General features: G+C 69.7%; 19 protein-coding genes. 9 read left to right on the top strand and 10 right to left on the bottom strand.

Annotated features, from left to right (window positions below; genetic code table 11):
• Positions 1 to 141: 141 nt before the first annotated feature.
• The 3 genes from ACZ6Z4_RS28105 to ACZ6Z4_RS28095 are packed head-to-tail and all read right to left on the bottom strand — an operon-like array spanning position 142 to position 2,294.
• On the bottom strand, positions 142 to 987 hold the full coding sequence (locus ACZ6Z4_RS28105) for an alpha/beta fold hydrolase (protein ID WP_465570188.1): 846 nt from the start codon (positions 985 to 987) through the stop codon (positions 142 to 144).
• Between the two features lie 9 nt (positions 988 to 996).
• Entirely contained in the window at positions 997 to 1,449 is a 453-nt protein-coding gene (locus tag ACZ6Z4_RS28100; RefSeq protein ID WP_465570185.1) for an anthrone oxygenase family protein, read from the bottom strand.
• A complete protein-coding gene (locus ACZ6Z4_RS28095; protein WP_465570182.1) occupies positions 1,446 to 2,294 on the bottom strand; it encodes an NAD(P)H-binding protein in 849 nt (282 codons plus the stop codon). The genes ACZ6Z4_RS28100 and ACZ6Z4_RS28095 overlap by 4 nt, the downstream gene beginning before the upstream one ends.
• Positions 2,295 to 2,380: 86 nt before the next feature.
• On the opposite strand from ACZ6Z4_RS28095, the gene ACZ6Z4_RS28090 reads away from it, so the two are divergent.
• Positions 2,381 to 3,322 (top strand): AraC family transcriptional regulator, encoded by a 942-nt coding sequence (locus ACZ6Z4_RS28090; protein WP_465570179.1) that lies wholly within the window; start codon positions 2,381 to 2,383, stop codon positions 3,320 to 3,322.
• On the opposite strand, the gene ACZ6Z4_RS28085 is transcribed toward ACZ6Z4_RS28090, so the two are convergent.
• Both ACZ6Z4_RS28085 and ACZ6Z4_RS28080 read right to left on the bottom strand, forming a co-directional pair.
• Positions 3,319 to 4,014, bottom strand: coding sequence for a dienelactone hydrolase family protein (locus tag ACZ6Z4_RS28085; protein ID WP_465570177.1), 696 nt, complete (start codon positions 4,012 to 4,014; stop codon positions 3,319 to 3,321). The two genes, ACZ6Z4_RS28090 and ACZ6Z4_RS28085, sit on opposite strands and share 4 nt — an antisense overlap.
• A gap of 13 nt (positions 4,015 to 4,027) precedes the next feature.
• Positions 4,028 to 5,263, bottom strand: a complete 1,236-nt coding sequence (locus ACZ6Z4_RS28080) for an MFS transporter (protein ID WP_465570174.1) — start codon at positions 5,261 to 5,263, stop codon at positions 4,028 to 4,030.
• Positions 5,264 to 5,344: 81 nt separating this feature from the next.
• Here ACZ6Z4_RS28080 and ACZ6Z4_RS28075 point away from each other — a divergent pair, with 81 nt between their 5' ends.
• From ACZ6Z4_RS28075 to ACZ6Z4_RS28065, 3 genes are all read left to right on the top strand, one after another.
• A complete protein-coding gene (locus ACZ6Z4_RS28075; RefSeq protein ID WP_465570171.1) occupies positions 5,345 to 6,244 on the top strand; it encodes a LysR family transcriptional regulator in 900 nt (299 codons plus the stop codon).
• Between the two features lie 133 nt (positions 6,245 to 6,377).
• Positions 6,378 to 7,457 (top strand): ABC transporter ATP-binding protein, encoded by a 1,080-nt coding sequence (locus tag ACZ6Z4_RS28070; protein ID WP_363670292.1) that lies wholly within the window; start codon positions 6,378 to 6,380, stop codon positions 7,455 to 7,457.
• Between the two features lie 109 nt (positions 7,458 to 7,566).
• Positions 7,567 to 7,992, top strand: coding sequence for a protein-tyrosine phosphatase family protein (locus tag ACZ6Z4_RS28065; protein WP_465570169.1), 426 nt, complete (start codon positions 7,567 to 7,569; stop codon positions 7,990 to 7,992).
• On the opposite strand, the gene ACZ6Z4_RS28060 is transcribed toward ACZ6Z4_RS28065, so the two are convergent.
• Positions 7,968 to 8,777, bottom strand: a complete 810-nt coding sequence (locus ACZ6Z4_RS28060) for a helix-turn-helix transcriptional regulator (protein ID WP_465570167.1) — start codon at positions 8,775 to 8,777, stop codon at positions 7,968 to 7,970. The two genes, ACZ6Z4_RS28065 and ACZ6Z4_RS28060, sit on opposite strands and share 25 nt — an antisense overlap.
• A gap of 36 nt (positions 8,778 to 8,813) precedes the next feature.
• Between ACZ6Z4_RS28060 and ACZ6Z4_RS28055 the strand changes: the two genes are divergently transcribed.
• Together ACZ6Z4_RS28055 and ACZ6Z4_RS28050 are read left to right on the top strand one after the other, a co-directional pair.
• Positions 8,814 to 9,221, top strand: a complete 408-nt coding sequence (locus ACZ6Z4_RS28055) for a RidA family protein (protein WP_465570166.1) — start codon at positions 8,814 to 8,816, stop codon at positions 9,219 to 9,221.
• Positions 9,218 to 9,766: a GrpB family protein gene (locus ACZ6Z4_RS28050; RefSeq protein WP_465570164.1), complete on the top strand. Its 549-nt coding sequence runs from the start codon at positions 9,218 to 9,220 to the stop codon at positions 9,764 to 9,766. Before ACZ6Z4_RS28055 ends, ACZ6Z4_RS28050 begins: the two co-directional genes overlap by 4 nt.
• Here the strand turns inward: ACZ6Z4_RS28050 and ACZ6Z4_RS28045 are convergent.
• Positions 9,705 to 11,018 carry an FAD-binding oxidoreductase gene (locus ACZ6Z4_RS28045; protein WP_465570162.1) on the bottom strand — a complete coding sequence of 438 codons (1,314 nt, stop codon included), beginning with the start codon at positions 11,016 to 11,018 and terminating at the stop codon, positions 9,705 to 9,707. The two genes, ACZ6Z4_RS28050 and ACZ6Z4_RS28045, sit on opposite strands and share 62 nt — an antisense overlap.
• 64 nt (positions 11,019 to 11,082) lie before the next feature.
• Here ACZ6Z4_RS28045 and ACZ6Z4_RS28040 point away from each other — a divergent pair, with 64 nt between their 5' ends.
• Positions 11,083 to 12,045 carry a helix-turn-helix transcriptional regulator gene (locus ACZ6Z4_RS28040; protein WP_465570160.1) on the top strand — a complete coding sequence of 321 codons (963 nt, stop codon included), beginning with the start codon at positions 11,083 to 11,085 and terminating at the stop codon, positions 12,043 to 12,045.
• Here ACZ6Z4_RS28040 and ACZ6Z4_RS28035 read toward each other — a convergent pair.
• Entirely contained in the window at positions 12,042 to 12,443 is a 402-nt protein-coding gene (locus ACZ6Z4_RS28035) for a hypothetical protein (RefSeq protein ID WP_465570158.1), read from the bottom strand. The genes ACZ6Z4_RS28040 and ACZ6Z4_RS28035 overlap by 4 nt on opposite strands.
• A gap of 13 nt (positions 12,444 to 12,456) precedes the next feature.
• Positions 12,457 to 12,966 carry a DoxX family protein gene (locus tag ACZ6Z4_RS28030; RefSeq protein ID WP_465570155.1) on the bottom strand — a complete coding sequence of 170 codons (510 nt, stop codon included), beginning with the start codon at positions 12,964 to 12,966 and terminating at the stop codon, positions 12,457 to 12,459.
• Positions 12,967 to 13,051: 85 nt separating this feature from the next.
• Here ACZ6Z4_RS28030 and ACZ6Z4_RS28025 point away from each other — a divergent pair, with 85 nt between their 5' ends.
• Positions 13,052 to 13,684 (top strand): MerR family transcriptional regulator, encoded by a 633-nt coding sequence (locus ACZ6Z4_RS28025; RefSeq protein WP_465570153.1) that lies wholly within the window; start codon positions 13,052 to 13,054, stop codon positions 13,682 to 13,684.
• A 67-nt stretch (positions 13,685 to 13,751) separates the two neighbouring features.
• A complete protein-coding gene (locus ACZ6Z4_RS28020) occupies positions 13,752 to 14,840 on the top strand; it encodes a PIN domain-containing protein (protein ID WP_465570151.1) in 1,089 nt (362 codons plus the stop codon).
• Between the two features lie 31 nt (positions 14,841 to 14,871).
• Here the strand turns inward: ACZ6Z4_RS28020 and dnaB are convergent, their stop codons facing one another.
• Complete coding sequence (gene dnaB, locus ACZ6Z4_RS28015) at positions 14,872 to 16,725, bottom strand: replicative DNA helicase (RefSeq protein WP_465570149.1); 1,854 nt, start codon at positions 16,723 to 16,725, stop codon at positions 14,872 to 14,874.
• Positions 16,726 to 16,800: the final 75 nt, after the last annotated feature.

The raw sequence follows: 16,800 nt of genomic DNA, 5'->3' as shown, positions 1-16,800 counted from the left end.
TGTTCTTCTCTCTGTTCTTCTCTCTGTTCTTCTCTCTGTTCTTCTCTCTGTTCTTCTCTCTGTTCTTCTCTCTGTTCTTCTCTCTGTTCTTCTCTCTGTTCTTCTCTCTGTTCTTCTCTCTGTTCTTCTCTCTGTTCTTCTCTACCCCGTGGTGTGCCGGAGGATCGCGGGGATCGCGGTCGGCCAGACCGGCGCGGGGAGTTCGTGGCCGGCGCCTTGGAGCAGGACCAGCTCGGCGCCGGGGATCTCGCGGGCCATCGCCTCGCCGTGGGCGGGTGGGAACATCGGGTCCTCGGTGCCGTGCAGGACCAGGACCGGGACCTTCAGCTCGCCGAGGCGAGGCCGCGACGGCGGGGTGTCGTCGTCGGGGAGGACCCAGTGGTTGGTGACGGCCGACGCGAGGTTGGTGGTGCGGGCGATCATCGCGCGGAGCAGCTCGCGGCGGGCGGGTTCGTCGTACGGGTGCGTGCCGCCGTACAGCTTCTCGTCGGCGACCAGCTGGTCGAGCGCGGCCTCGGTGTCGGACCAGTCGGTCGGCGGGGCCTCGCTGCTGAAGCTCTCCCGGATCCGGTCGGCCGGGCCGGGCAGGTCGTCGCCGAGCGGGCTGGTCGACGCGAGGGTCAGGCTGCGCACCCGGTCGGGGAAGTCGAGCCCGATCTGCAGCGCGATCGCGCCACCCATCGAGAGCCCGACCAGGTGCGCCCGGTCGATGCCCAGAGCATCAAGGATCCCGACCGGGTCCTTGAACAGATCAGGCCCCTCGTACGCCGGTTCGCCGGGCGGGTAGCTGACCGAGCGGCCGGTGTCGCGGTGGTCGTAGCGGATCACGAACCGCGACCCGGCCGCCAGCTGCTCGCAGAACGGGGTCTCCCAGTAGTCCATCGAGGCTGCCGCGCCGTGGATCAGCAGGACCGGCGGGTCGGCCGGGTCGCCGAAGGTCTCGACACAGAGGTCGACGCCGTTCACGGGCAGCAGCTGCTCGGTCATCCGTACTCCCTACTCGGCCCTGATCAGCGCGAGACCGAACGCGATGACGCTGAGCGCCCCGGCGACGGCCCGCAGGTTGTTCGCAGGGTTCCACTTGGCCAGGTACGCCGTCCAGTCCGTGGTGCCGGCGGCCAGCCCGTCGTTCAGCGGGATGTTGATCGCGAAGCTGATCACGATGATGCCGATCAGGTAGAGCGCCGAGCCGGCCACGATCCACCACTTGCCGGGCGCGTTCTGGACCAGCGCGAGCACCGGGAGCGCCAGGCAGATCAGCGCGGTGCCGCAGAAGACGAGCAGGAACAGCGGGTTCTGGATCCGGACGTTGATCAGGTTCATCGCGGCGGCGCCCTGGCCGGCCGGGAGCCGTTGCAGCGAGCTCATCACGGACGTCCCGAAGGCGAAGAACAGTCCGCCCATCAGGGCACTGCCGAGCAGGCCCGCGAGGGTCAGGATCTTGGTCACGCGGACCAGACTCCCGTCGCGGCAGTCTCCCGGGCCCAGTCGGAGAAGTCGCGCGGGGCGCGGCCGAGCAGTTCGCGGACGCTGTCGTCGGAGACGTACTCCGACCGGTGGTGCCGGATCACCGCGAACAGGTCGCGGACCGACTCGGCGTCCTCGCGGTCCAGGCCGATGCCGACCAGTTCCTCGACGTGCTGCTCCGGTGCGAGGTCGGCGTACCGGATGTCACGGCCGGTCGCCGCGGAGAGTTCGCTCGCGACCTCGTCCATCGTCAGCGTGCGCGGGCCGGACAGCGTGTAGTGCTGACCGCTGTGCGCGTCGTCGAGCAGCACGGTCGCCATCACGTCGCCGACGTCGTTGGTGTCGATCCACGCCTCGCCGCCGGTGCCGGCCGAGACGCGGACCTCGCCGGCGAGCACGTGCTCGAGCAGGAAGTCTTCGCTGAAGCCCTGCATGAACCAGGCCGGTCGCACGATCGTCCACTCCGCGCCGCTCTCCCGGACCGCGTTCTCCAGCTCGACGCTGCTCTCGTACACGGCGAACTCGCGCTCCGGGCTGCCGACGCCGCGGCCGGACAGCAGCACCACTCGGCGCAGGCCCTCGGCGGCCGCCTGCTTCACGAAGCGCCCGGCCTGGGCGAGCCCGGTCGGTCCGACCGGAGGTGCCAGGTACGCCGTGTCGATGCCGTCCGCGGCACCGGACCAGGTGCCTTCGTCGTACCAGTCGAAGCGCTGCTCGCTCGAACGCGAGGCCAGCCGGACCGGTACGTCGCGCTGCTGGAGCCGCTCCACCACGCGCCGGCCGGTCTTGCCCGTACCACTCAGGATCAGAATCGGTGTCGTTGTCATGGCTTGAGTTAATCGTGGATCGGTGAGACAAACCATGGTTGTCCGGCGCAGTTCGATGTCTGAACGTCTCAGCTATGGTGGTCGGCATGGATGTTCTCGACGACCTGCTGGCCGGCACCCGGGCGCGTGGCGGCGTGTTCAACCTGACCGTGCTCGACCCGCCGTGGGGGCTGCACATCGTCGACGAGGCGCCGCTCGCGCTGGCGACGCTCGTTCGCGGGTCGGCGTGGATCATGCGGCCGGGGTCCGAGCCGGTGCGGATGAACGAGCGGGACGTCGCAGTGCTCTGCGGGCCGGAGCCGTACGTCGTCGCGGACACGCCGTCGACCGAGCCGCAGCTGCGGATCCATCCGGGCGGAATCTGCGAACCGTTGCCTGGGGCACCGATCGACTACAGCGCGCGGCTCGGCGTCCGGACGTACGGCGGGCGACCCGAGGGCGAGGCGATGGTTGTCAGCGGCACCTATCAGCTGGAGGGGGACGTCAGTCGGCGGCTGCTGGCGGCGCTGCCGCCGGTGCTCGTCGTACCGGCCGAGGATGTGGTCGGGCCGGTGATGGAGATGGTGCTCGGGGAGATCCAGCGCGACGAGCCGGGGCAGCAGAGTGTGCTGGATCGGTGGCTGGATCTGGCGTTGATCACTACGTTGCGGGCCTGGTTCGCGCGGCCTGAGTCGCATGCGCCGGGGTGGTACTCGGCGCAAGCGGATCCTGTCGTGGGGTTGGCGTTGCGGTTGCTGCACGAGGATCCAGCGCATGCCTGGTCGGTGGTGGAGCTGGCGGATCGGACCGGGGTGTCGCGGGCCAGTTTGGCTCGGCGGTTCACTGCGCTGGTCGGGGAGGCGCCGATGGCTTATCTGACCGGGTGGAGGATCACGCTGGCGGCTGATCTGCTGCGGGAGACCAACCACACGGTCGAGTCGATCGCCCGCCGGGTGGGATATGCGAACGCGTTCGCGCTGTCGGTCGCGTTCAAGCGGTTGCGCGGAACGAATCCGACCGCCCACCGGCGGGCGTCCACTGCTGCTTAACTTCCCGTGGTCTCGATGAAGGTGAGCGCCTGCGGCCAGGCGAGCTGGTAGGCATCGGCGTTGACGGCCTTGTCGTGGCGGTCGCGGTTGGTGAAGCCGTGGTCGGCGCCCGGGTGGACGAGCACGAGCGTCGCGCCGGTCGGGCGCGTCTGGAGCGAGGTCTGCAGGGCCTCGAAGTCGGCGACCGGTACGGCGGCGTCCGCGCCCGGATAGGAGACGAGCACCGGCGCGGTGATCGCGGCGGCGTCGGCGATCGCGTCGTACGTCTGGTTCGGTCGCAGCTCGGACGGGACGGTCGGGTGGAACGCGGTGACGCTCGCCAGCCGGTGGTCGCGGGCGGCGAGCAGGATCGCGAACCGTCCGCCGAGGCACCAGCCGATCACGCCGGCCTTCGCGGCGCCGAGCTCGCCGAGCAGGTGGTCCAGGAGTTGGGTCTGCTCGGCGAGCGCCGCGTCGTCGTCCATCTGCAGGAGCAGTTCGTGGAGTTCGTCGACGGTGGAGTCGTCGGTACTGCGGCCGTGGAACGGGTCCCAGGTCAGCGCGGTGATCCCGCGCTCACCGAGCTCGTCGGCCCAGTCGCGGATCTGCTGGCCGATCCCGGTGATCATCGGGAGGAGCAGCAGGCCGGGGCCGTTGGAGCGTCCGGTGGAGAGGTAAGCGGTCAGGTCGCCGACGGAAACGTAGTCACCCATGCGGGGCACGCTACTAGCGGCGGTGGGCGGACAGCATGCGGATTCCTGCGGCGTTCACCATCACGAGGATGATGGCGGCGAACAAGACCAGCGCCAGTTGGGCCGGTAGTACTGCGATCCCCAAGCCGATGGCCAGGACGGGAACCGCAAGACCCGCGTAGGCGATCAGGAACAACGCCGCCAGGACTTCACCTCGGGAGCCGGCATCCGCTAGACCCGCGGCGGTGGCTACGGCGGCTCGGAAGACCAGGCCGACGCCGGCGCCCGCGATGATGCCGCCGGTGACGAACAGCCCGAGGCTGGGGAGCACGCCGCCGGTGGCGATGGCGATCAGGCCGGCGGACATGAAGGCCAGGCCCAGCTGGAGCTGCCGGGTGCGCGTTAGCTGGACGAAGACGACCTGGCTGGCGGCTCCGGCGATGAAGACGGCGAAGGTGACGACACCGGCCAGCAGCCGCGAGGTGTGGTGGAGGGTGCCGGCGAGGAATGTCGGGGCCAGCGACGTGAACAGGCCGAAGATGGCGAAGGCGGCGAAGGCGCCGATCGCGGTGGCGAAGAACAGCGGCTTCGCGGCCGCCGGCAGGGCGACCCGCTGCGGCCGGTACGCCGGACGCGTCTCGCGCCGCTCGACCGTCTCGGGGACCAGGGCGATCCCGAGCGCGCTGACCACCAGCAGCACCAGGAACATCTCGTACGGGCGCTGCAGCGGGTGGCCGACGTACTGGGCGAGCAGGCCGCCGACCAGCGGGCCGAAGGCGAGGCCGCCGAGGTTCACCATGCTGGAGATGAGCGCCGAGCGCCCGGGGTCCTCGTCGGGCCGCGCGATGCGGCGCAGCTCGGACAGGTGCGCGGTGGCTGTCGCGGTCAGGATGCCGACGCCGACGCCGGAGATGAAGCGTGCGACCAGCAGCCCAGGGACCTCCGGCCAGAACAGGAAGATCAGCGCCGCCACCACCTCGGCGAGCACCGCGACCAGCGCGACCCGGCGGCGGCCGAGCCAGTCGCTGACGTGCCCGGCCAGGTACAGGCTGGCCATCACGCCGACGGCGTACGCCGCGAAGATCACCGTGATCAGGAACGTCGGGAAGCCGTCGCGCTGCTGGTAGAGCGCGTAGAGCGGGGTCGGCACGGTGGAGAACGCCATCGTGGTGAGGAAGGCGGCGGCGATCGTCCAGAACCCCGGACCGTGGGCGAAACGGACCTTCGTCCCGACGGCGTCGACCGCCCCGGGTCCGGCAAGAGTTGTCATGTCTTCAGGTTCACCCCGCTGATCTATCGAATCAAACGAAAGTTCTTGCAGTGTCTTATCGCTCTTGGCGATAATTCATGGATGGACTCCCGCCAGCTCGAGTACTTCGTCGCCGTCGCCGAGGAGCTGAGCTTCACCCGGGCGGCCCAGCGGCTGTTCACCGTCCAGTCGACGGTCTCGGCGGCGATCCGCGGCCTGGAGACCGATCTGAAGACCACCCTTTTCGACCGCTCGACCCGCCGCGTCAGCCTCTCCCCCGCCGGCCAGGCGCTGCTGCCCGAGGCGAAGGCCGCGCTGGAAGCGCTCGACCGGGCGCGCGCGGTCGTCGAGGAGGCGTCGACCGGGCTGCGCGGCAGCGTCCGGATCGGCACGATGACCCGGCTCGGGCTCGTCGACCTGCCCGACCTGCTCGGCGCCTTCTACCAGCGCTACCCGCTGGTCGACGTCCAGGTGACCACCTCCCAGACCGGCTCGACAGGCCTGGCCGACGACGTACGCCGTGGCCGGCTCGACCTGGCGCTGGTCGGGTCGAACCGTGAGGACCTGGTCGGCCTGGAGCCGCGCGAGCTGGCGAGCGTCCGGTTCGTGGTGATGGTCCCGGCGACGCACCGGCTGGCCGGGCGGACCGGCGTACGGCTGGAGGATCTGAAGGGTGAGCGGTTCGTCGACATGCTGCCCGGGTTCGGGAACCGGACCAACGTGGACCGGGCGTTCGACGCGGCCGGGATGCCGCGGCGGGTGCAGGTCGAGGTGCCGGACCTGACGACCGTTCCGGAGTACGTCCGCGCGGGGCTCGGGGTGGCCGTCGTACCGGATCTCGGGCCGGAGCACCCCGGGATCACGCGCCTCCCGCTGACCGGGATCGAGCTGAGCTGGACGCTGTCCGCGATCACACTGAGTGGCCGGCCACCGAGTCGTGCGGTGGCGGCGCTGCTCGATCTGATGGCGGACAGTGTTCGCCCGGCCGGTACGGCGTACTAGCGGAATGCCGGCAGACCTGTGGGTGTTGTGGTCTGATGCATTGATGATGCATCAATAAGACACCCGAAATCCTGGGGGCCTTTGCTACGGATCGTCCGGCACGTTCCTGCCGGCGAAGGAAAGGAAGTGCACGATGGCCACTGTCTCGTTCAAGGGCGCGACCCGGGTCTACCCCGGCACCGACGCCCCGGCTGTGGACAAGCTCGATCTCGAGATCGAGGACGGCGAGTTCATGGTCCTGGTCGGCCCGTCCGGCTCCGGCAAGTCGACCGCGCTGCGGATGCTGGCCGGACTGGAAGAGGTGAACGACGGGTCGATCTACATCGGCGACCGCGACGTCACCGACCGGCCGCCGAAGGAACGCGACATCGCGATGGTGTTCCAGAACTACGCGCTGTACCCGCACATGACGGTCGCGGACAACATGGGCTTCGCGCTCAAGATGCAGGGCATCCACAAGGACGACCGCGCCAAGCGCGTCCAGGAAGCGGCCAAGCTGCTCGGTCTCGAGGAGTACCTCGACCGGAAGCCGAAGGCCCTGTCGGGTGGTCAGCGCCAGCGCGTCGCGATGGGCCGCGCGATCGTCCGCAACCCCCAGGTCTTCCTGATGGACGAGCCGCTGTCGAACCTCGACGCCAAGCTCCGCGTCCAGACCCGTACGCAGATCGCCGAGCTGCAGCACCGCCTCGGCGTCACCACGGTCTACGTCACCCACGACCAGATCGAGGCGATGACGATGGGCGACCGGGTCGCGGTCCTCAAGGACGGCGTCCTGCAGCAGGTCGACACCCCGCTGAACCTGTACGACGCCCCGAAGAACCTGTTCGTCGCGGGCTTCATGGGCTCCCCGGCGATGAATCTGATCGACGCGGAGATCGTCGACGGCGGTGCGAAGATCGGCGACTTCGTGGTCCCGATCGAGCGGGCGCTGCTGGCCAAGGCCGGTGACGACAAGACACTGACGCTGGGGATTCGGCCGGAGGCGTTCCACATCGCCGACGAGGGTCTGCCGGTGCGCGTGTCGGTGATCGAGGAGCTCGGGTCGGACGCGTACATGTACGGGAACGCGGAGCACACCTCGACGCAGCAGCACATCATCGCGCGGGTCGGGACGCGGACTCGGGCGGAGCAGGGATCGCTGGTGCATCTCGCGCCGGAGCCCGGCAAGCTGCACTTGTTCTCCAGCACGACTGAGCAGCGGTTGACTGCCTGAGGTTCGACCTCCACCAGCCCGTAGTACGGCCTAACGGCTCGACACGTACTACGCCACTCGGCCCCGAGCGGAACTCCGCCCGGGGCCGTGGTGGCTCTAGGCTTGGCCGATGACCTGGGACGCGGAGGACGACGGGGTGCTGCGGCTGCCGTCAGGGCAGCTGGTGCGTGGGCGCGGGCTGCGGAACCCGATGCCGGCGGTTGAGCCGACGTACGGGGTGTATCTGCTCGGCAAGGAGCCGCCGGCGGTGGAGTGGGAGAGCCGGTGGCTGCGCTGGCCGGACTTCCGGCTGCCTGCTGATCGTGCTGAGGCACGCGAGGTTTTCGTGGATGCGCTGGAGCGGGTGCGTCGCGGCGAGCGCGTCGAGTTCGCCTGCGGCGGTGGGCGCGGCCGGACCGGGACAGCCCTTGCCTGCTTGACGATCCTGGACGGGCTGCCATCGGACCAGGCTGTCGCGTACGTGCGCGCGAACTACTCCGCGCACGCCGTCGAGACACCCTGGCAGAAGCGTTACGTCCGCCGCTTCGCCGCGTGAAGCGAGCCGAGCAGCGCGAGCGAGTCGGCGTCCTTGCTGCCCGCGGCCGCCGTCCCGACCAGGAGGAACTGGCCGGGCGCGTGCTGGACGTCGAAGGTCTGGTAGGTCAGCGTGATCCGGCCGAGGTCGGGATGCTCGAAGGTCTTGGCCTTGGCGCCGAGGCTGCTGACGCCGTGGTCGCTCCAGAGCTGCTCGAACTCCTTGCTAGAGGCAAGTAGTCCGTCGACGACCGCGCGCACCCCGGCGTCCTCGGCACTGGCCAGCCGGAGCGCCTCGACCGAGTCCCGCGCGACCTTCGGCCAGTCGGCGAACAGCTCGCGCGCGGCCGGGTCGTGGAACAGGCTGTGCAGCATGTTCCGCCGGTCGACCAGCGGCGCGAGCAGCGCCTCGGCCAGGTCGTTCGAGGCGAGCACCTCCAGGCGCCGGTTGACGATGTAGGCGACGGCGGTCGGGAACGCGTCCATCAGCTGCCGCAGCGCGGGGTCGACCTCGTCCTGCGCCTCCGTTGACGTCGGCAACAGTCCCGCCAGCCGGTACGCGTGCAGGCGGGCGTCGTCGGAGAACTGCAGCGCCCGGGCGATCGCCTCGACGACCTGCCCCGACGGGCTGCGCTCGCGGCCCTGTTCGAGCCGCGTGTAGTAGTCGGCGCTGACGCCGGCGAGCACGGCGACCTCCTCGCGGCGGAGCCCGGCGACCCGGCGTACGCCGTACACGGGCAGCCCGACGTCCGCCGGCTCGACCTGCGACCGGCGTACGCGGAGGAACTCGCCCAGCTCGTTGGCCATCGGCTAATTCTATTGACCCGCCCAGGCTCGGTGGCCTTGGCTGACCTGGTGACCATCGAGCGCAGCAATCCCGCAGGCCTGCACCCGACCCCCGGCTACCACCACGTGACCACCGTCGAGGCGTCGCGCCTCGTCTTCCTCGCCGGGCAGTGCCCGCTCGCCCCCGACGGCGCGCTCGCGGAGGGCGGCCTCGCCGGCCAGACCGCGCAGGTCATCGACAACATCCTGACGGCGCTCGAGTCGGCCGGCGCCCGGCCGGAGGACGTCGTCCGCACGGTCATCTACGTCGCCAGCCCCGACCGCGATCAGTTGGCCGCGGTGTGGACGCAGCTCAACGAGTCGTCGCTGGCTCCGGCGTTCACAACCGCCAGCACGCTGCTCGGCGTCGCGCAGCTCGGCTTCCCGGGACAACTCGTAGAGATCGACGTGACCGCGGCACTGTGATCGCTCCCGCCGAGGTCGTCGCGTACGACGAGCGCTGGCCGCGGTGGTTCGACGAGCTCCGGGCCGGGCTCGAGCCGCTGCTCGTCGGCGTACCGCATGTGGTCGAGCACGTCGGGAGCACGGCCGTGCCGGGCCTCGCCGCCAAGCCGATCATCGATCTGGACGTGGTCGTGCCGTCGGCCGATCAAGTGCCGGCGGCGGTTGCTGCGCTGGGCGGGGGTGGCTACTGGCACCGGGGCGACCTCGGGATCAGCGGGCGGGAGGCGTTCGAGCTGCCTGCTGAGGTGGTGCGCTACCACCATCTGTACGTCGTGGTCGAGGGCAACCAAGCGCACCGGGATCACGTCGGCCTGCGCGATCTGCTGCGGGAGGACGCGGTCGCGCGGGCGCGGTACGCCGAGCGCAAGCTGGAGTTGGCTTCGCTGCTGACCACCGATCGCGCCGCCTACGGCGAGGGGAAGACGGCGCTGATCGGCGAACTGCTCAGATCGCGTGGTTCGGGTGGAGCAGCCCGGTTGGGTCGAGCTGGGCGCGGAGGTTCTTGAGGCGCTGCAGCGTTTCCGGTTCGTAGGCCTCGGCGACCTCGTCTGCGGTGAGGGGGCCGAGGCTGAAGTTGAGTTGGCGGCCGATCGGTGTCCAGGGCTCCAGGATGGTGCGGTGGAGCTCGGTGAAGTCCTGGTCGCCGGGTGAGAGGACGGTCAGGGCGTACTGGGCGTCGCGGTGGCCGACGGCGTTCGGGATGGCGGGCTCGCGGGAGAGTGCGCCGCCGAGGTGGCGGATGCCGACGACGCACATCGCGGGGGCTTCGGGGCCGGCCAGCTTGGGGATCGTGGCGAGGGCGGTCGGGTCGAGGGCGGCGAGCAGGGCGTTCTGGGCGCGGTAGCCGTGCGGCTGCTCGGGCTCGGCGAAGATGCGGGCGGTGTCGGCGTACGGGAGGTCGGCGAAGGTGTCCATCACCGGCTCGCCGAGGGCGCGGAGTGGGGCGATCAAGTCTTCGGCCGTCTCGAGGTCTTTGAGGATGCAGAGCTGGAGCTGCGCGATGTGCTTGCCGCGGAGTGGCTCCGGGACTGCTGGGATGTCCGGGAGGACCAGTACGCCGACTGCTGAGGTGACCTCTTCGGGGACGGTCGCGGTCCACTCGCGCCAGGTCTCCAGGACGCCGGGCGTCGTGGCGAGGTCGTAGTACAGGCTGCCGCCGGACACGGTCGCGACCTCGAACAGGTCGATCTCCAGCTCGGTGACGATGCCGAAGTTGCCGCCGCCACCGCGCAGTGCCCAGAAGAGTTCCGCGTCGGCGGCGGAAACCGAGCCCGGCCCGGTCGGGGTGAGCGAGCGCAGCTCGCCGTCGGGCGTCACGATGTCGATCCGGCGGACGTGGTCGGCGGCGAAGCCGTGTTTGCGGGCCATCAGGCCGAGGCCGCCGCCGAGCGTGTACGAGACCGCGCCGACGCCGGGGGAGCTGCCGGACAGCGGCGCCAGCCCGTACGGCGTACTGGCGGCGACGACCTGCTGCCAGGTCGCGCCCGCCTGGATCGTCGCCGACCGCCGCTCCGGGTCGACCGTCACGCCGGCGAAGCCGCTGGTCGTGAGCAGGACGCCGTCGGTCGGCGTGGTGTGGCCGTGGCCGCTCGCCTGGACCGCGAGCCGCAGCCCGTGGTCGCGGGCGTAGCGGACCGCCTCCTGGATGTCGGCCGCGCTGGTCGCGCCGAAGATCCGCGCCGGGCGGTGCGGGTCGCGGCGCTGGAAGCCGGTGCGCTGGTCGTCGTAGCCGCTGCTGTCGGGGGTCCAAATCTCCATGCCGCTGAGCGTAAAACGGCTTGAGGACAGGACTTGTCCTCAACCTGTGGATATCTTTGTGGATATGAACGACCTGCCCGGACGGCTGCTGCGGCTGCTCTCGCTGCTGCAGTCGCGCCGGGAGTGGTCCGGCGCCGAGCTCGCCGAGCGGCTGGGCGTGACCAGCCGGACCGTCCGCCGCGACGTCGACCGGCTGCGCGCGCTCGACTACCCGGTCGTCGGTACGACGGGAACCGCCGGCGGCTACCGCCTGGTCTCGGGCAAGGCGATGCCGCCGCTGACGCTGTCCGACGACGAGGCCGTCGCGGTCGCGGTCGGGCTCGCGAGCGCGGGCAGCGGCGGGGTGACCGGGATGTACGACAGCTCGATGAGCGCGCTGGCGAAGCTGTCGCAGGTGCTGCCGCCGCGGCTTCGTCCACAGGTCGCGGCGGTCGGCGCGGCGTCGGTGGTCGCGCGGGCCGACCTGCCGCAGGTCGATCCCGGGCTGCTCGCGGTGCTCGCGGCCTGCTGCCGGGACCTGGAGATCGTTGCCTTCGACTACGAGTCGCGGCACGGCGCGAAGACCAGCCGGCGGGTCGAGCCGCACCACCTGGTCGCGCTGGTCGGAACCTGGTACCTGCTCGCCTTCGACCCCGACCGGGACGACTGGCGCAGCTTCCGGGTCGACCGGATCAGCGAGGTCCGGACGAGCCGGCACCGGTTCGTGCGGCGGGAGATCCCGGCGGCCGACGCCGCGGCGTACTTGTCGGAGTCGTTCGCGGCGGCGTCGTACCGGCACTCGGCGGTGCTACGAGTCGAGCTGTCGGAGGAGGCGGTGCGGGAAGGTTTCTACGGGTGGTGGCTGCCGGGGACCGTCGTACCGACCGGGCCGGAGTCGTGCGTGCTGACGCTGAGCGCCGACTCGGCGCAGTTGCTGATCCAGTACGTCGCCGGGGTGGTTGCCCTGGGCGCCGACTTCACGCTGGAGGCGCCGCCGGAGACGGCGGCGATCATCCAGTCGGTCGGCGCCCGGTTGTCGTCGAGCTAGGCGGTGAGCAGGCCGATCCCGAGGGTCAGCGCGCCGACGGCGAGTGCGGCGGCGCCCACCCACAGGATCGCGATGAACTTGTTCGGCTGGTTGACGTTCTTGCCGGCCGACGACGCGAAGAACCCGCCGGACATCAGGATCGCCGCGATCGGCAGCGCGAGCCGGCCGACCCACAGCCAGAAACCGCTCAGGCCCGTCTGGTCGACGTACAGGAGACCGACCAGGCTGAGGATCACCAGCACCCCGGCGTGCGCATGCCCGGCGCGCGCGAACGCCTTCTGGAAGTCGGTCATCGGGATCTGGCCGCGGGCGATCTTGGTCAGGAACCAGCCGCCGAACTCGATCGTGACGATGGTCAGCAGGATGACTCCGGCGATCATCCGGGAGGGATCGGACATCTGACGTGCTCCTTCAGTGGTGGACGAGGTCGCGCTGCGGCGCGGCGCTCGGCGTACGGGTCGAACGGGCCGCCCAGACGGCGACCGCGATGTACAGGATCTGCTCGGGGATGCGCTGCCACAACGGTGTCGCGGTCTCCCCGGTGCTGAACGAGATCTGCTCGACGGCCTCGTAGACGTTGGCCGGCAGCAACGCCACGAACAGCGCGGCGAGCGACCAACCGGCCGCCCGGCGGGTCGCGGTGACGACCAGGCCGAGCGCGCCGAGCAGCTCCAGTACGCCGGTCAGGTAGACCATCGCGTCGGCGTACGGGACGAAGGGCGGCACGATCCGGACCAGGTCGGCGTGGTTGGGCATCACGGTGACGCTCGCCGGGACGAAGTGCGCGCTCGCGGTCAGCACCAGCATCACCGCCAGCCCGTGCGCGGCGGCGATCGGCCAGCGCGCGAACCGGCGGACGCCGAGCGCGCCGAGCCCGCGGAACACCAGCGTCGCGAGGACGAGCACGGCGACGATCAGCATCTTCTCTCCTCAGTATGGATAGTCGGACTATCCGTTAATGGATACTGCTACTATCCATCACAGGTCAAGGGAAGACAAGGTGAATATGCGGATCGCAGAACTGAGCCGGCAGTCGAGCGTCCCGGTGCCGACGATCAAGTACTACCTGCGCGAGGGCCTGCTCCCCGCCGGCGAGCTGACCAGCCCGAACCAGGCGTCGTACGGCGAGACGCACCTGCGCCGGCTCCGCCTGATCCGCGCCCTGATCGACCTCGGCCAGGTCCCGGTCGCCCGTGTGAAGGACATCCTGGAGGGCCTCGACTCCGACGACCTCCCGCTGCACGACCAGATCGGCCGCGCCCACCGCGCGATCACCCCGACCCGCCCCGCCTCGGCGAACACCGAGGCCCGCACCGCGGCCACCGTCCAGGTCGGCGACCTGATCGCCCGCCGCGGCTGGCAGGTCGAACCCGACGCCCCCGCCCTCACCACCCTGATCGAGACCGTCGCCGCCCTCCGGACCCTCGACCAGAACCACCTCGCCGACTACCTCGACGCCTACGCCGACGCCGTCGAGAAGTTCACCGCCCTCGAGGTCGCCTCGGTCACCGCCCGCACCGACCCCGACCAGATCGCCGAGTCGGTCGTCATCGGCACCATCCTCGGCGAAACCCTGATCGCCTCCCTCAGACTGCTCGCCCAGGAGTCGATCTCAGCCCACAGCTGGCCCCGCGACTAACCGTCGCGGGCCATGTCGACGAACTGCGACGCGCCGACGATCGATCGCGGCTCATAGGATCGACAGGATGAAGACGGTGGTTCTCGACGCGAATGAACTCTCGAGCGACTGGCTCTGCACCGGCCTCAAGTACCAACTCCTCGAGCACATGCCCCCTGACTGGATGAGCGTGTACGTACCGGCCGTGGTCTTCGAGGAGGTCGTGGCCAACCACCAGCGCGTGACCGATGAAGTGCGAACCGAGTTCAAGAGAGTTTCTCGAAAGTACGCACGGCTGGGACTTGATACGCCATCGGCCGTGGAGAGTGATTTCGACTACCGTGCATACCTCGCAGAGCGCTTCGACGAACGACTCGGATTCACTGTCCTGCCGTGGCCTACCGTCCCACACCAAGAACTCGTCCGCCGGGCCGTGGACCGACGACCCCCGTTCGACGCTGCCGGCGGCGGCTATCGCGATTCCCTCGTGTGGGCTGATGTCCACAGCCTCGCTCGCACCGGTCACGATGTCGCGCTTGTGACAGCAGACAAAGGCTTCGCCGGTAAGGACGGCAGGTTGGCGGACGCGCTTCAAGCGGAAATCAATCAGCTTTCTGGTTCAGTGGAGCTGGTGCGTGACTTCGGGCCATGGCTGACCGCGCAGCTGCCTTGGGAGGTCGAGTCACTGGCGGACGGCGTCGCGAACAGCAGGGACAGCGAGTTCTACGACTATCTCCTGCAGTCCGATCTGCAGACCGATCTCTTTCCCTCTGTCGAAGAACTCGGCCTGCAGTGGCCTCCCTACGCACTCGACATCGTCGAGGTCGAATGGGGCGGGGACTTCGTGCGTGCCGACGCCACTCACGGCCCTGGAGGACTGGCCCTGGTGCACTACGACCTCGATCAGGTCGTCACGTTCACTGCCGAGTTCCCTGAGGGCGTCGAGCCCGAGCCGGGTTGGGAGATCTCGGACACCAACGCCTTCCGCCGCGTCCTGGTCAACGGCGAAATCCGGATGATCGTCCGGCTCGCTGTTCTGTTCGGAGGCGACTTCTCGTTCAGCGTCGACGAGGTGTCCTGGCGGCGTGCCGACAGATCGGGACCCGGATTCTCGCTCAATCACCACGAGCCGGATCCGAACCAGCTGTCACTTCTCGACGATCTGGGCAGCGCCTGATCAGTCGCTGCCTTCCCGCAGAGTGACCGACTCAGCCGTCGTGGGCCATGTCGACGAAGCGGGAGTAGTGGCCCTGGAAGGCGACGACGACGTCGGCGGTGGGGCCGTTGCGGTGTTTGGCGACGATGAAGTCGGCTTCGCCGGGGCGGGTGGACTCGCGTTCGTAGGCGTCCTCGCGGTGCAGCAGGAGGACCACGTCGGCGTCCTGCTCCAGGGAGCCTGACTCGCGGAGGTCGGAGGCCATCGGGCGTTTGTCGGAGCGCTGCTCGGAGCCTCGGTTGAGCTGGCAGATGGCGACGACGGGGAGCTCGAGCTCCTTGGCCAGCAGTTTGATCGAGCGGGAGAACTCCGAGACCTCGAGCTGGCGGGACTCGACCTTCTTGCCCGACGTCATCAGCTGGAGGTAATCGATCACGATCAGGCGCAGGTCGTGCCGCTGCTTGAGGCGGCGGGCCTTGGCGCGGATCTCCATCATGGTCAGGTTCGGTGAGTCGTCGATGAACAGCGGGGCCTCGGAGACCTCGCCCATCTTGCGGGCCAGCCGGGCCCAGTCCTCGTCGGTCATCTTGCCGTTGCGCATGTGGTGCAGCGGGACCTTCGCCTCGGCCGAGAGCAGACGCATGGTGATCTCGTTGCGGCTCATCTCCAGCGAGAAGATGCACGAGGTCAGGCCGTGCTTGATCGACGCGGAGCGGGCGAAGTCCAGCCCGAGCGTGGAGTTGTGGGTCGGGACCATTGTCTTGCCGGCCAGGTAGAGGTGGTCGGCGTTGTCCACCTCGACGCAGCGGACCGGCACCGACGCGACCGGCTCGACGCGCTCGATCCGGCGGTCGGGCTCGCCGAGCACGCCGGTGGTCACGCCGTGCCCGTCGATCTCCCGCGGCGCCGACTTCGGCACGGCCGGAGTGAACCCCTCGTACGCCGACATCGCGCTGTGCAGGTCGAGCGTCGTGCAGACGACCGGCTGGCCGCCGTCCTCGACGACCCACTGGTGCTCGGCGTCGGCGACGATCGTCGTGCCGTCGCTGAAGGTCAGCCGGTAGCACGGCCGGTCCTCGAGCACCTCGGTCGCGGCGACCACGCGGGTCGGCAGGCCGTCGGCGTCGAGCAGCACGTCACCGGTCGCGACCTCGCCCATCGTCGTCCAGCCGGACGGCGTCGGCAGCGGGGTGTCCAGCGCGAGCGCCTTGCCCATCGCGGGACGCGCGGCGACGATGATCATCTGGCCCGGGTGCAGCCCGTTGGTGAGCTCGTCGAGGTCGGTGAAGCCGGTCGGGACGCCGACCATCGCGTCACCGCGGGAGTCGATCGCCTCGATCTCGTCGAGGGCGCCCTCCATGATGTCCTTCAGCGGCGCGTAGTCCTCGGTGGTCCGCTTCTCGGTGACCTGGTAGATCTCGGCCTGGGCCTCGTCGACGACGTCGTCGACCTCACCCTCGCCGGCGTACCCGAGCTGGACGATCTTGGTGCCGGCCTCGACCAGGCGGCGCAGGATCGCTTTCTCCCGGACGATGTGCGCGTAGTAGCTCGCGTTCGCGGCCAGCGGCACCGAGGCGACCAGGGTGTGCACGTACGGCGCACCGCCGATCCGGGCCATCTCGCCGCGCTTGGTCAGCTCGGCCGCGACGGTGATCGCGTCGGCCGGCTCACCACGGGCGTACAGGTCGGTGATCGCGTCGTAGACCGACTCGTGCGCCGGGCGGTAGAAGTCCGTCCCGCGGACGGTCTCGATGCAGTCGGCGATCGCGTCCTTGCTGAGCATCATCGCGCCGAGCACGCACTGCTCGGCGGCCAGGTCCTGCGGCGGTGTCCGGTCGAAGCCCATCGCCGGGTTGCGTTCCTCGTTCCCGCCGTCCTGCCCCCCGCGGAACTCCGCAACGCTCACTTCGCCCGACCTCCATCGTCCGCCCACCGACCCGCCCAACGGGTCGAACACGTGATCGAACCGTATCCGGCGTCG

It is taken from the genome of Kribbella sp. NPDC104740, assembly GCF_055583505.1.
This window is presented reverse-complemented; position numbering and strand designations above follow the sequence as displayed.

Bases quoted from the DNA above. Each gene is read 5' to 3' on its own strand.
- ACZ6Z4_RS28105 (WP_465570188.1), bottom strand. From the start codon at position 987: ATGACCGAGCAGCTGCTGCCCGTGAACGGCGTCGACCTCTGTGTCGAG.
- ACZ6Z4_RS28095 (WP_465570182.1), bottom strand. From the start codon at position 2,294: ATGACAACGACACCGATTCTGATCCTGAGTGGTACGGGCAAGACCGGC.
- ACZ6Z4_RS28090 (WP_465570179.1), top strand. From the start codon at position 2,381: ATGGATGTTCTCGACGACCTGCTGGCCGGCACCCGGGCGCGTGGCGGC.
- ACZ6Z4_RS28085 (WP_465570177.1), bottom strand. From the start codon at position 4,014: ATGGGTGACTACGTTTCCGTCGGCGACCTGACCGCTTACCTCTCCACC.
- ACZ6Z4_RS28080 (WP_465570174.1), bottom strand. From the start codon at position 5,263: ATGACAACTCTTGCCGGACCCGGGGCGGTCGACGCCGTCGGGACGAAG.
- ACZ6Z4_RS28075 (WP_465570171.1), top strand. From the start codon at position 5,345: ATGGACTCCCGCCAGCTCGAGTACTTCGTCGCCGTCGCCGAGGAGCTG.
- ACZ6Z4_RS28070 (WP_363670292.1), top strand. From the start codon at position 6,378: ATGGCCACTGTCTCGTTCAAGGGCGCGACCCGGGTCTACCCCGGCACC.
- ACZ6Z4_RS28065 (WP_465570169.1), top strand. From the start codon at position 7,567: ATGACCTGGGACGCGGAGGACGACGGGGTGCTGCGGCTGCCGTCAGGG.
- ACZ6Z4_RS28060 (WP_465570167.1), bottom strand. From the start codon at position 8,777: ATGGCCAACGAGCTGGGCGAGTTCCTCCGCGTACGCCGGTCGCAGGTC.
- ACZ6Z4_RS28045 (WP_465570162.1), bottom strand. From the start codon at position 11,018: ATGGAGATTTGGACCCCCGACAGCAGCGGCTACGACGACCAGCGCACC.
- ACZ6Z4_RS28040 (WP_465570160.1), top strand. From the start codon at position 11,083: ATGAACGACCTGCCCGGACGGCTGCTGCGGCTGCTCTCGCTGCTGCAG.
- ACZ6Z4_RS28035 (WP_465570158.1), bottom strand. From the start codon at position 12,443: ATGTCCGATCCCTCCCGGATGATCGCCGGAGTCATCCTGCTGACCATC.
- ACZ6Z4_RS28030 (WP_465570155.1), bottom strand. From the start codon at position 12,966: ATGCTGATCGTCGCCGTGCTCGTCCTCGCGACGCTGGTGTTCCGCGGG.
- ACZ6Z4_RS28025 (WP_465570153.1), top strand. From the start codon at position 13,052: ATGCGGATCGCAGAACTGAGCCGGCAGTCGAGCGTCCCGGTGCCGACG.
- ACZ6Z4_RS28020 (WP_465570151.1), top strand. From the start codon at position 13,752: ATGAAGACGGTGGTTCTCGACGCGAATGAACTCTCGAGCGACTGGCTC.